General features: G+C 44.7%; 11 protein-coding genes. 8 read left to right on the forward strand and 3 right to left on the reverse strand.

What is annotated here, in order from left to right; all coding sequences use genetic code 11:
• From spoVAD to PPRES148_RS08945, 7 genes are all read left to right on the forward strand, one after another.
• On the forward strand, window positions 1-997 hold a 997-nt coding region (gene spoVAD, locus PPRES148_RS08920; protein ID WP_149454310.1), incomplete at its 5' end, for a stage V sporulation protein AD.
• Complete coding sequence (locus PPRES148_RS08925; RefSeq protein ID WP_149454311.1) at window positions 994-1,203, forward strand: hypothetical protein; 210 nt, start codon at window positions 994-996, stop codon at window positions 1,201-1,203. The genes spoVAD and PPRES148_RS08925, both read left to right, overlap by 4 nt.
• A gap of 744 nt (window positions 1,204-1,947) precedes the next feature.
• Window positions 1,948-4,605: a transposase gene (locus PPRES148_RS08930; protein ID WP_149454312.1), complete on the forward strand. Its 2,658-nt coding sequence runs from the start codon at window positions 1,948-1,950 to the stop codon at window positions 4,603-4,605.
• Window positions 4,606-5,097: 492 nt separating this feature from the next.
• On the forward strand, window positions 5,098-5,226 hold the full coding sequence (locus tag PPRES148_RS13070; RefSeq protein WP_281290000.1) for a hypothetical protein: 129 nt from the start codon (window positions 5,098-5,100) through the stop codon (window positions 5,224-5,226).
• A 1-nt stretch (window position 5,227) separates the two neighbouring features.
• Window positions 5,228-5,344, forward strand: a complete 117-nt coding sequence (locus PPRES148_RS13385; protein WP_425468262.1) for a hypothetical protein — start codon at window positions 5,228-5,230, stop codon at window positions 5,342-5,344.
• 347 nt (window positions 5,345-5,691) lie between these two features.
• Window positions 5,692-7,098, forward strand: coding sequence for a hypothetical protein (locus tag PPRES148_RS08940; RefSeq protein ID WP_149454313.1), 1,407 nt, complete (start codon window positions 5,692-5,694; stop codon window positions 7,096-7,098).
• A gap of 581 nt (window positions 7,099-7,679) precedes the next feature.
• Complete coding sequence (locus PPRES148_RS08945) at window positions 7,680-9,797, forward strand: IS256 family transposase (RefSeq protein ID WP_149453236.1); 2,118 nt, start codon at window positions 7,680-7,682, stop codon at window positions 9,795-9,797.
• Here PPRES148_RS08945 and PPRES148_RS08950 read toward each other — a convergent pair.
• Both PPRES148_RS08950 and PPRES148_RS08955 read right to left on the reverse strand, forming a co-directional pair.
• Window positions 9,794-9,991, reverse strand: a complete 198-nt coding sequence (locus tag PPRES148_RS08950) for a hypothetical protein (RefSeq protein ID WP_149453237.1) — start codon at window positions 9,989-9,991, stop codon at window positions 9,794-9,796. The genes PPRES148_RS08945 and PPRES148_RS08950 overlap by 4 nt on opposite strands.
• Window positions 9,992-10,919: 928 nt before the next feature.
• Entirely contained in the window at window positions 10,920-11,888 is a 969-nt protein-coding gene (locus PPRES148_RS08955; RefSeq protein WP_149454314.1) for a hypothetical protein, read from the reverse strand.
• A gap of 1,171 nt (window positions 11,889-13,059) precedes the next feature.
• Between PPRES148_RS08955 and PPRES148_RS08960 the strand changes: the two genes are divergently transcribed.
• Entirely contained in the window at window positions 13,060-13,227 is a 168-nt protein-coding gene (locus PPRES148_RS08960) for a transposase (RefSeq protein ID WP_149454315.1), read from the forward strand.
• A gap of 96 nt (window positions 13,228-13,323) precedes the next feature.
• On the opposite strand, the gene PPRES148_RS11905 is transcribed toward PPRES148_RS08960, so the two are convergent.
• Window positions 13,324-13,500, reverse strand: coding sequence for a hypothetical protein (locus tag PPRES148_RS11905; RefSeq protein WP_187820902.1), 177 nt, complete (start codon window positions 13,498-13,500; stop codon window positions 13,324-13,326).
• Between the last annotated feature and the right edge of the window lie 568 nt (window positions 13,501-14,068).

The following is a 14,068-nucleotide window of genomic DNA, read 5'->3' on the forward strand; positions in this document are numbered from 1 at the left end:
ACGCATAGAATCGTGCGCGGCTGTTGCTTCCTCTCTAGAGGCAACAGGTTTGCTAGCGGGAAAATTGGACAAGGTTTATGATGATCCCCATGCAGGACAAACTTCATGGGAAAAAGCCGAGCGTTCCATGTTATGTGATGCAGTTTCCATTGCATTGAGAAAATCAGGACGTTCTGAGGATACAGTAGATGCGTATTTAGCGGGGGATCTTCTCAATCAGATCATTACAGCATCCCTGTCTGCTAAACAATTTAAGATTCCCTTTTTGGGAATGTATGGCGCATGTTCTACTTCCATGCTTACATTAGCCAATGCTGCCGCTCTGGTGGATGGAGGCTATGCACGTTCAGCTCTGGCTGCCACAAGCAGTCATCGTGCCACATCAGAGCGTCAATTCCGTTATCCAGTGGAATATGGGGGTCAGAAACCTTTGACCACGCAATGCACTATTACGGGGGCCGGCGCGGCTGTTGTTGCCCGAGGGGGTTCTGGCGTTCGGATTACCCATGCTACCCTCGGGTGCGTGGTGGATTGCGGTATGAAAAATCCGCTCAATATGGGAGCTACCATGGCTCCAGCTGCTGCCGATACGATTTTAACCCACTTCCATGATACAGGGCGAAAGCCGGAGGATTATGACCTCATCGTCACAGGTGATTTAGCCAGTGTAGGATTTTCACTGGTCCAAGAGCTCCTACGGAAGAGAGGTTGGGTTCTGGGGGATCATTTTATGGATTGTGGGCTTATGATCTATCCGAGTACATCCTATGGTAAGTCACCTATCTTTGCTGGCGGGAGCGGTTGTGGTTGTAGTGCCATAGTTACCTACGGTCATATTTTGCCGTTGTTACAGAAAAAGCAGTATCACCGTGTTCTTGTTATAGCTACGGGTTCACTTCTGAGTCCACTTTCTTTTCAGCAGGGGGAAAATATTCCTGGGGTTGCCCATGCGGTTGCCTTTGCCTGGCAGGAGGAGAGGGATAGGGTGAATTCATGAGCGGGTCAGTACTCTCTTTTCTCAGTACGTTTTTATTTTGCGGTTTGGTTTGCGTTTTTAGGCAGATATGGGTTGATGTTTTCTGTTTTTCTGCCGAGCGTATAGCTGGGCGGCACAGCATTCGAAGGAACGGGGGGCATTCATCGGGTAGGGCTGGCATCTCAGCCAGCTTTCTCCCAAAACCCGCACATAGTAGTTTTTCATGATACGGCTTTCTAATAGGAACCTTGTGCGGTCCAATGAGGGCAGCGTCCCGTTGGGGGTGTGAATTTTTAAACAAGGTTTTCAGGTGAAATCCCCCCATCTTTGGGAATTCCCTTTATGGATTTATATGTAAAATATATATTAAAAATATTTTTATTATTTTAAAATATGTATTGGGGCCCTGATCCTATTCCCTCTCTTTTTATGTATTTACTACCTATTGATTCCGTCTTTATTAAAATGTAATTATTACTGTAGCAGATGAACTCGCTCAGACCGTTACCAAGAATGGACTAGAACCTCATCTGGAACCCTATTTCCATGCTTCATTGTATGATGGACTTGGAATGAGAATGTGTCCCAATACAATAAATATATAATTAAATGTTATTAAGACAGTATATTGTGCTGCAGGGATGATAATCGAAGAGGGAATTATAATACAAACCCCTTTGATTTCTTAAGAATCTACATTCATAATCCGAACGTGTGCAACCCGGGGGGTCTCCGCTGTTCATAGCGGGTAGATGAATGGCGACTCTTTAGCATGGATTTTTTTATAGGAATCGGGTAGGCGGTGACGTATTAGAAAACGAATAAGATGCTTGCTAGGGAGCACCTATCCGATGACTGTAAAATTAAGGATCATGGTCCTCTAGTTTGATAGTTATTAAGAAAACAACAAAAAAATTAGGTCATTAGCCCCTCTTCTGCTATAATGCCCCATAGAGAACCCTCAAATTCCTATGGAAAAGCAGGTGTTAGAGCTAATGACCTACCCCCACTCTATCACAAATCCCCTTGGCAGTATAGATAGCGTAATATCTTATGTTGAAGTCGGTTTATCGGACGTACCCAAACACTGTGGACGCATTTTCCAGAGTAGGGTTCGGGACCTTTCCGAGGTTCTTCTGAACATGAACCCCAACAAGGATTTGGATTCCAAGTCTGTCGTAGAGAGCATTCAATTTTTGTCTGCTAACAAAAATAAATTACAAACCACCTATTGGGCCAAGGATTTTATAACCACAAAGATATTGCTTGAAGCGGTGATTGGGAAGTTACGGAATCTTGGCTTTAATGATATAGATATTTTTGAGTGGATAGCCAGAACACTCAAGGAGGCTCTAGAGGAGGCAGAACCTTCACAAGGATGTGTCATTGGGAACTACTACCTGTGGTTGATGGATCGGATGTGGATTCCACAACAGTTTGGGTATCTTCCTAAGACAGAGGAGGGCTTTATCGACTATCTGAAACAAAGCTTGTCCCTCATGCAGCTATGGGGAATACCCTGTACAGAAGCAGTCCGTGTCGTTGTCCTAAAAATACAAAGGATCCCCAATCAATACAATTTGCCCCTGACAAGCGCCTATACCTGGTTGAAAACGGAGGGTTATCAGGACGTACTGGATGGTATAACTATGCCTAAGGATCAATCTATCGAAGAAACGGAAAAGACTACTGTATCTATTCTTCTAGATCCGGATCATGTGAAAAATTTGAAGGATGCGGTAGCAATAAGGGAGTTCAATCACAATATGCCAAAACCCGGCCTTTCACCCCCCGCTCATGGGATACCCGAAGTAGAGGTGGTAGGCTTGGTGGCAGCACATCTCCCAGAAAAGTACGGACCTGTTGGGGAGAGGGTGTCGCTGACCATACTTGAATCTCGCGCAAAGCAACCCTCACCTGAAACAAAATGTGCTGCCTGCGGGTGTTGCTTGGTAAAAACGGGATACTGGGTAAACAAAGCCGGTTTTCAGGATAAACCCCGAATTATAAAACACGGAATCATCAATGACTGGGTTTGTTTATCGATTATGCGTACACAGAGATGGGAGTGCCCGTTGTGCGGGAAAGACGTTACCCATGTGTATTCCATAATTGAACCTAAGAACACGTACACAAAGGCATGTAAAAAATCAGTTGCTGATATGGCAAGCGCTTCGACAGCAAAAGCTTCCGCAGGGTATCATGGGATTCCAGAGAAGACGGCTTATGGGATGTTATTTGAGGGGGCCCTTCTTAAGCAAGGACAGGAGCTAGAAGCGGAGGCCTTGAAAAGATACAAAAACCGGGAGGTCAGTCCAGAAAAGATGCAGGAGATTTTGCATTGGATTATCGAGACAGGGAACAAAAATATAGTAAAATCAACAGATCTTGATAAAATTGATAGTTCGGACGAACTCCCGCTGATGGATCAAAGTCAGAAAAATACCATTATGTACGATGGAGAAGGAAGGGGTGTAGTGTTATCCCCTCAGGAACTGAAACGGCTCCGTGCCCTGTGTACATATGGTATCGTTTGCATCGATGATACCGCCGTACGTAAAGGAAATGAGTATGTAACCCTCTTTCATGATCCAATTCATAAGACTGTATTGGCCGTGATCAAGGGGAGGAGTCAAGAAGAACTCGAAAAAAATATCAAGGAGTTCCACCCGGAATTGCTTGAGCTGAAACCAGCTGCCGTTATTATTGATCGCGCTAGGTCCTATCGTAATTTCATAGAAAAAAACTATTGTGATGCGGTGATCATCCATGACAGATTCCATATTGTTATGAACATAAGGGATCATGCCCTGCATCCAATTGTAACGGGCTTTTTCAAAAATAAAAAATTCGTTGATTCTGTTGATCAAATGCTTCTGGATTTGCTTCAAAAAAGCCTTTATAAGCAACTTACACCCCAGGATGAACTGGCACTGCAGGAGCTACTCCAATACTTTCCTGACCTCAAACTCCAATACGAGAAAATAGAGAAAACCCGCTCCCGTTTTCGGAAACAGTATGAACAATCTAAGCTATCTAGGGATGATGTTGATGAATGCATATCATATATTATCGATATGTATGAAAACCTAATATCAGAATACAAAAATATGCCTAAAAACAAGAAAAAGAATTGTTTTTTAAAAATAAAGCAGGCAATCCGCGGGGCCTTGAAGAACCGTTATTGGGAAACCATGGATTCACAGGTAAGAGCCTTCATAAAAAGGGTTTTTGAGTATACTTCCTCTTGGTCCCATTTGGAGAAAGCTTACGGGTTTGTAACTGCACTGGGGCATTGGTATGACAATGAGTTCCATACGATCCAGGAGGCTCGGGATGCCCTGCGTGCCCTGATGGAAGCAGGACTACAATCCCGGTGCGTGGGCATTCAAAACGCGGCAAAAAGCTTAGAATCCGGCGAGGATTATATCGCCAATTACCACCTCTGTAGAATGACCAATGGCGTTGCAGAGGGTAGAAATTGTTTCGTCAAGTCCATCATGCGCCGATATTTCGGGATTAAGAATGATAAAAATTACAAAAATCTAGTGATTGTGTTATCCAACCGTCCTCGCACCCAAACCGAGTACAAACCTCGATATTCCCGTGTTAGATCCTGGGCCTCGTAATCATTTTTTACATATAGAACTACATGGGTAGTTGGGAGAGGGGGATATCCCGTTTGTTTCGGCATTCCAAACTAAGGTACTATGTTGCACAGTGAGCGTCCCATTGGGCCCATCCCCCTTGTACATTGTGCATGCTGCTCGAACGTATAGGAAAGGTCTGTTGTTGGTTTCTCCCCCTTTCGCGACTTTTCCCGAGGTACCATACCCCTTAGATTTGGCGTGTACTTAGTCGCAGCTGCTGTTGTCCATAATGAAAAGGGGGGAGAGCCTATCAACTAGGGTTATAGGGCAGCCCGGTGAACTCAAACGATCTGTTTGCCTACCATCCGTTCTTCATATGCTACTCCATAATACTGCCTGCCTGATTCATGCAATAATTTCATACCCTAAAGCCTCTGTTCATCCACCCGCTATGAACAGCGGAGACCCACCCGGGCAGGTTCAGCATTCCTAGGCTTCCATTCAGACATCCATCGGAAAGATAGAAATAAGATGGTAGAGCGTTCGAAGGCAACAAGGATGCATCGATGGATACAAAGGGAATGGACTGAGATAGCTAAGCGACTCAATCCCAGTACGGGTAGGGTGGATCGAATACTACGGCGCCTTTCAGTCGTTTAGAGTGATAAGGGCCCTACCATATTTAGTAGACGACAGGTTGAAGAAATGGGGGAAATACAAGGGATTCAGTAGGGGCTGGGGGAAAGTGAGCAGATGGGTATATCCGTTCCAGGTATAAGAGGTTGTTTGCACATGGGCGCCTATTCAGGTGAATTCTGATCTCATGGACCCTAAGAGCCGCATAATGTGAGAGTAGTACGTGTAGGTCTGTGTCTGTGGGTGGGTTGGCTTGAGGATGCCAACCCTACTTGACGAATGCATACACCCGTTTGGATGCTGCCTGCGCACCCCTCCTTTTCCAATTTTCCTTTACAGGAGGGATTAGGTTGGGATAGGGTGTATACGATAGGTTACTTGGTAGTGACTACCACTATAAATTTTTTGTTTTTAAACCTTATTGTGTGGGGCGGGATATGATTCAATCTATATTAATTTTTTATTATGTTTTTAGGTATGGGGGTTGAAATGAATAAAATGAATAATAAGTATGCGTTTGCTATATTTTCTGTTACTTCCGTGTTATTGGGATTTTTCCATGAACCCACGGCTTCCTCCTTGGGGGAATCATCCTTGTCCGGTATTCGAGATTTGCCGTCTCCTAATTCGTTGTTGCTACACAGGGATGTGTCGTTGGACGGGGGGGACGATCCCGAACATTGTGAACCCGGGAAAGCAAGATCCCGTACCAAGAGAGGCAAAGGAAGGGGTTCTGGAAGATCGGCTCCGAGCGATCAGCTTACTAGGGACGGAAGTACAGAGCCCTCGTCGTCCACAGCAGGTGTTTCCCCCGTTTCCCCCATGGATGGTGTCTCTCCTATGGATGGTGGCGTCTCCCCTATGGGTGGTGGTGTCTCTCCTATGGTGGGTACCCCTCCCGCGACCTTCCAACAAGGGGACTCCAGTGGTTCCCCCGGTCTTTCATCGGCGGAGCCCCAGGGCCAAGATTTATTGATAGAAAAGGCGTTAGATGCGATGGAGAAGATTCCGTCTGATCGATATGGGGAGGGTCCGGATGTCGTTCATCAAGTTCTTAGAGACAGGCTTAAGGAGATAGGAGTATTGTCGCCTGATCTTGTAGATCGGTTAGCGAGACAGGCACCGTGGGTACCCCAATCTTTTTACAAGTATTTCAAGGACCACCTACGGGGGATGACACCGGAGGATTACCGTAGGGTACCACTAAAGTATGTGAGAAACACCCCCCCAGATCAATGGGTGCATTACACCGTTTTCCAGCTACGGGCATTGGGGGATGATATAGGAAAAATGGGAATGGAACTCGCCTTCATGCTGGGACCCAGGATCATGGAATTAGAGGATTTCCAAATTAGGACGTTGGGGTTCGGTAAGGTTAGGGTGGCGGATGCGGCATTGGTTCCCGGAGACGTTGTGTACCGAAGCCTCTTAGAATATTCAATTGCGGAGGGTAGGCTTAGGTGGATTGCGGTTGATGATGTCTCATCCATACCTAATCGTTATTTTCGGTTTCCGTACAGTATGGGTTCTGATGAATTCGTTTCTTCTGCTGCTCATTCTGTATTGAGACATTTGTCGCTTTCTCAGTTTGAGGGATTATCGGATTCGCAGTTACGTCACATAAGGGACTCTCGTCTGAATCAGATAGCATTTATGCAAATTCCGGGCGGGGATTATGTCAGAAGGCTACGGGGAACGTACGATCCCGAGGAGATACGGAACATCCTAGTAGATGACAGGATAGATTGTATGAGAAAATATGGTTGGAGGGGTCCTTATGATGTGGAATCGCTTACGAGGCGCGCGGTGAGGAGGTTGACTGATGAGGATTTCTTGGAATTACGGGATCAACTCAGCGAGGAACAAAAGGGGTGGAGGCTTCCAGAGGGAGGGTGATTCAACAGCCACCTACATTCGGGTGTCGGGTCAAAAGTATGGACGATACGGGTTGACCATGTAGGCTCCCCCTACCTTACTTTCTGTTTTTGCTTCTATGTAATCATAATATTCTATCTATTAATAAATTTAGGGACCGTGCAATTTCTTGTGGGGAATGCCCTATCTATGAATCTAGTCTCACCTTTTCGTAAAGCAATTGAGTAACATAATAACATTTTGTTATGACACTGTTCCTGTTTTGATATCCCAGGGGTATTTATCTTATTTCATATGAATTTTTATAAAATTTTTACTAGGTCCTTGCGCGGAAGACGAACATTGTGTTGTAGTAAGATCCATCCTGTTTATGGTACGTACAAAAACAACAAAAAATCCGTAATGTTGTCAACATTACGGATAAGATGGAACAAGGTTCCATTACCATGGACAAAGCGATCTGATCAACAAATAGGGCACGATCGCACGATCTGCAGTGAAAAAGAATGAAGCGTTATTATGTAAAAAGGGGATGACTCATGCCCCCTACCTCTGATAGAATATTGATCATCAACAAACAATAAACTCAGAGGAGGGAAAACATGAGCATCCACACCCATAATACAACATTATCAGGAAAAATCAATATCCAAAAAGAAGAGTCATGGATAGCTAGAAATTCGATGAAGATAGGCGACCGGTCCATGGACTCCCCGTATTGTGGAAAAACACTGAAAAGTACGTGTCCCTTCTGTCATAGCCATAATGTCTTAATAGATGAGAAACTGATTCTAACCGATAGGACCATAATGGCAATAGCAAACGAAAAGCTGGCCCTAGCCAACGAGACAATGGCAATGGCAAACGAGAAGCTGGCCCTAGCCAACGAGACAATGGCAATGGCAAACGAGAAGCTGGCCCTAGCCAACGAGACAATGGCAATGGCAAACGAGAAGCTGGCCCTAGCCAACAAGGCAACGGCAATGGCAGCAGGGAATAAGGACACAAAATGGTCTGCGGTAGCCGGTGAGATTGGGAAATTACATAGTATGAATCCGTCCCCTGCCCCCCAAGAAACGGAACACAACCCACTGATCGAGGATTCTCCATCCATAACTTTGCGTGACGGAAAAGATAAAGGTCCGGGGAATGCACGATCCGAAGGGGATGGATATCATCAATTGCACGATCCAAAAACTCGGGATCGGTTCTTACGTGCTCAACGTTTTTTCGATGATCTCAAGGAGGGAATTACCTCATGGGGTCCCAAGGAGTGGGAGGAATCTAGGCATCTGATTGAGAAACTGCTATTATTGTGTTGTCCATCGAACCACAAGGAAAAGACGAAGGATTCCCTTCCCCTGGACGATATTACTAGCCTCATGTTCCATCACGACGGTGGTAGTATTTTGGTGCGGGCGCTGATTGGATTGTTAAAAAACGCATGGATCCCAGAGATAGACCCTCTAACCGACCCAAAGAATTGGAAACCCGTTGTCGAGGACCTATGTAACTTACGCATGCGTGTAGATCGAACCCTCCATTGTCTGAAATATCCCCAGGATGAGGGGAATGGGGTCTATCATCGCGGATATAGCACACTGTTTGGGGAACTAGATCTAGAGGTTCCTAGGACAAGATGGGAATTTTCACCGTACTCGTTACCACGTTATCAGAGTGCAAAGAATACCCTCAAAGATTTCGTTTATCGTCTTTATCTTCCGGGCCTCTCCTTGCGAAAAATTAGTAAACTATTGGAGGAAGGATTCAACCTTCGGACGCCCCCGGAAACGCTTTCGCAGTGGTTGCAACCTTATTACAACGATGCTATACAATATTTCGAAAGGGATCTGAGCACGACAGTATATACAGCCATAGGTATGGATACCCTCTTTGTTCCCATTCGGGAGGAGGGTCGTTATGTTTCGAAAGCGATCGCAGTCAGCACGGGTATCACGGCGGAGGGGAGGCGGGATATAATAGGGATCACCCCCTCGCCTGATGAGAATGTTGAATCCTATGATCAGCATATAGGGAAACTAAAGGAACGGGGCCTGAATGTCAACGATATACGTATCGTTACCACAGATGGGCATAGGGCTTTTCCCTTAGTTGTACGCAAGCATTTTCCTCACCATACGGTTCACCAACGATGTTACGTTCACGCGATTCGTAACATCATGAATGCAGCTCCTAAAAGTATGAAGAAGGAAATGGCTAAGGACGCTTCTTACGTCTTACGGTCTGGGGATATGGGACAGGCACTAGAACGGTGGTCCGAGTGTGCAGGGAAGTATCGGTTTGGAAATAAGGCGACATGCGAAGCATGGGAAAGGCTCAGTCCTAAAAAAATCTCCTTGAGTTTGCAAGCGGCATCCATAACCCAAAACCCCATACTTCTGCCCTATATACTATCCACGAACTACACGGAATCGCTGAATGCTCTGTTTCGTGAGAGAACGAATAGCAAAAAAGGTGGATTCGTTAGTCTTGAGGTAGCGATGAAGGAATTGATGCTTACCGCTTTCTATTGGGTGGGGAAACAAAAAGAAAACCCCAACCCATTGCCTGTCGAGGATCTTCTTTCGATCCCTGCTGACTACGAGTCCGAAATTTCGAACGGAGAACCTCTTCCCACCACGGCTTATGACTTTCATCCCCTCTTATGCACGGAACAAGGGCAGGGTTGTATGGACGATGTCCATACCCTTGATTTCTAGCTAGCACCTTTCGGGGAAAATCCGTCTAAGGCGCCACGATGGTTTTTCCCCGGGAAACTCCCTCCATCCGACGAGTTCTTCCACGGAACGGAGGTACCATATTCCTTCTCAAGAATCCCACCGCCTAGTTCTGGGGGTAACCTATGTGGTACAATCCTTCCAGCATCAGACTGGGTATCCGCCGCCCATCTCAATATCCATTATACCCCTAAATCTCGCAACGGTCTGTCCAGCCCATTATTTTCTGAATTTACAATAAATTAGTGATTAAAGGAAACACCTTATAAATATAAGATAAATACCCCTGGGATATCAAAACAGGAACAGTGTCATAACAAAATGTTATTATGTTACTCAATTGCTTTACGAAAAGGTGAGACTAGATTCATAGATAGGGCATTCCCCACAAGAAATTGCACGGTCCCATCGAATGTATCGTGATAGGGTTCTATATTTACCTATGCCTAGATTTGAATTCTCCTTCACTGCAAATTACCATAGGGATGACAAGGGGCTACCCATGCTCCCATAGAAGGAAAACCCTCAAGCTTGTGATCTTCATCCACGTTTTTGGCTTCGGATTTGGAGGAACTATGAAAATTTTGCCATCGTATATTGCAATGGCCACCTAGAAAACAATCGGGCGGATAGGTACTATAAATGTTTCATATAATAACAGTGTCTAATACTACATAAAATAAATTAAAAAGTATTCAATAATTTTTAAGAATAATAGAAAAACACACATAATTTTTTCATTTATTTTATAAATTAATAGAGATAAATGTTCTTTGGCATAGGCTTGTGTATAACGAACTGAATAAACAAACCAATTATGTGAGGAAAGTAGGCTTTCGCTTAATTCATCCCTACAATCCAGAATTAGGAAGAAACCGCCCGAGAATATTCCGGGTCCAAAGTTTGGCCAAGAACCCGTGTTTTCTTAATTTCCTTCCCCCGCTTAGGTATCTTCTTCCTCAATTTCCGGCTGATGGCTGAATTGTAATCTAGAAACCTTTTCCTCACACGGATTACGGCTTGACGCGGGCAAAACAAAACTTAGAAACCCTACTGCTGGGGACTCCCAGACTTATAACCCCCATTAAAATCCGTAGATCTCTGTTACTCACCGCGGCGGCGATAGAGTCGGAGGAGGATGAGAAGTACTAGTGACATAATTGCCACTACAGAGGAACCAGCGATAAGGTTAAAGGTTTGAACATTTGCTGTGTTTGCCATAGATGATGGATTTCCTTGGTTTCTGTCCCCTTCCTGCGTGGAGTTTTTGTTAGGCCGATTTCTGGTTCCGAAGCGGTGATCGTCCGTCTTGTCTGTGTGACCTGCCCCTGCTGGGGTGGGAATGTTTGTAGCAGAATTTCCCCCTATGCTTTGACTTATCCCAGGGTTCTCATTGTTTTTCTGTGTGGATTTCCCATTGGATTGATTTTTGGTCCCAAGGTGATGATCGTTCATTACGTTTGTGCGATCTGTCCCTGTTGGGGTAGAAATGTTTATATTGGAATTTTTTACTACATTTTGGCTTACCCCAGTTTCAGGTACATAGGGAACAATCTGGCTAGCCATCAAGGGTTGACTACTGCCGGAAATTATAAATTTAGTAGAAAGAGGATTTGAATGAATAGTTTTATACCCTTTTGCCCGCATATGTGCATTTGCCCTGTCAGACATAACTGTTCCAGTTGAAATATCTATACGACCGTAGGGGTCCTCCTGTAGTTTACCACCGTGGATGGTTTGGGGTATTGGCCCTGCCACTACGCGACCGCTAGGTTTCCCTTTATCCACTGGAAGATCCATACTATCGTAGAAATCCTCCCGTAGTTTACCACCGTGGATGGTTTGGGGTATTGGCCCTGCCACTACGCGACCGCTAGGTTTTCCTTTATCCACTGGAAGATCCATACTATCGTAGAAGTCCTCCCGTAGTTTACCACCGTGGACGGTTTGGGGTATTGGCCCTGCCACTACGCGACTGCTAGGTTCCCCTTTATTCATTGGAAGATTCATACTATCATAGAAGCCCACCAGTGCTCTACCACTAGGTTCCTCTTTATATATTGGAAGATTCATACTATCGTAGAAGTCCTCCTGTGGTTTCTCCTCCTTCGGCGGACAGGTAAAATGGGGATTCGGTCCCTCACAACAATCATCCGGAAGATCGCCTCTCCTGCAGGTTTCTACCCCCTTCCTCGTGTCATTTGCAAGAGAGGTGGGTGGGGATAGCAGCGTAGCCGTTGTTATGGTTATCATTAAAAGACTGCCTGTGAGAGGGATTATAGTTTCTATTCTACTTTTTTCATATAACGACATAGTGTGGGTGCTCTCCTTCTGCAGTATCTCCCTGGTATCTGGTTTTCGAATTGCAGGATCCGTTTTTGTGGTTATTTTTGTTAGGTTATGCAACGATAATGGTTGTTGGGGAACAGGAAATAGGATGGATTCTTACGGATACAACCACCCTAATATTGTGGGGATGTTGGAACCCTTTAGGTACAGAAAAAATGGAGGTAGACCTTTTGGAACCAGATCGACCGATAGGTAGTAGGTTCTAAAAAACCGCCCTGGCGTGTCCCATGGTAAGAGAACAGGTCATGCGTGGGAAGGTTGCCAGGGAAAAGGCGGGTATGCCCCACCCGATAAGTGTTGGGAAAATTAGCGCAGGCGAACCGGCCAATGATGCACCGAAAAGAGCAGTTCATGTCGAAACTAGGGGGTGTACGAATCCCCTATCCTTGGATTAAACCATGGGGAGGGGGGACATGAACTTCCAGCGCAGGTCCTTTCTATTCAATTTTGAAACCTGTTGTCAGGACACGTCTAGCAGCTCGTGTACAAATTTTAACAAAGAATAAAACAATTGTCAAAAAAAATATCTTTATTATACTATTTTATTGTACTTTTATGGATATATTAAAATATTATGTGTCCACACGCAAACGGGCCCGAAACACTGCCATCCTTTGGAATTATAAAGGTTCCCACAGGGGAATAGGGGTAACAGTGGTGGCAACAATGAACGGAGAATACAGCTGATATTGGCGATGAGTCCCATAAATTTAGGATAGGCTCGGGTATCCCAGGGCTATTATTAATTCCCCGAGAAGGTATCAACCCCTAGAAGGACCCCTAATACAATGGACCCTGATCGGCACAGTAAAGGAACTTTCTATTAGGCCCCCTGTTATAATAGGTTCAGATGGGTATAACGGGAGCTGGTTCCCCGTAAGGGGTGAACGTGGAAATGACACGGAGAAAATTTTCGTTGGAATTCAAGCAGAGGACAATTGAACAGGTCAGGAGTGAGCAACATGTTGTCCAGGTATCTAGACAGCACGACCTTGCCGTTAGCACGATTAACGGGATCGTGCAATTTCTTGTAGGAAATACCCTATCTATGAATTTAGTCTAACTTCTAGTAAATAAATTGATAACATAATAGAATTTTGTTATGACACTGTTCCTGTTTTTGTATCTTCGGAGGATGTGCCTTATTTAATATGAATTTTTATAAATTTTTTACAGTCCAAGGCGCCACGACGGTTTTTTTCCCGGGAACCCCCCCGTCCGACGAGTTTTCCCACAGAACGAAGATCCTGTATTCCCCCTCAAGAATCCCACTGTCTAGTTCCGGGCAACCCGGTCCGATGCCGGAAGAATCGGACTGGATATCCGTCCATCCCAATATCCATTACACTCCTAAATCCCGTAGTGGTAGCGTCCTGTCCAGCCCATTATTTTCTGAATTTACAATAAATTATTGATCAAAGGAACCCTTATAAATATAAGGTAAACCCCCCCGAGAACACAAAACAAAAACAGTGTCATAACAAAATGTTATTATGTTACCAATTGCTTTACCAAAAGGTGAGACTAGATTCATAAGATGGGGCATTCCCCACAGGAAATTGCACGGTCCCGAAAAGCACAACAACTTTAATACGGGCTTTAGTTTCCATTTTTTATATAATAACTACTTATATTTATTTTTATATTTTATTATAATTTTTCTAATTATTTTATAATTTTAAATTTTATTATGTATGTCAATGATTGCAATTTGCTACGATCCTACGATTTTCATGGATTGAGGGATCCCAAAGAATAAACCGCAGGGGAAATTACAAGCGATATGACCCTATTTTGCCACGTTAGGTTATAAAATAAGGGGTTGACCGGCACCCAGAAAATTTTGTACCGTGAAATTGATCGGCCAAAGTGTGTCGCTGAGTAGGGCTGGCATCTCAGCCAAC

Origin of the sequence: Pasteuria penetrans (genome assembly GCF_900538055.1) — a bacterium.
Taxonomy (GTDB): Bacteria; Bacillota; Bacilli; order Thermoactinomycetales; family Thermoactinomycetaceae; genus Pasteuria; species Pasteuria penetrans.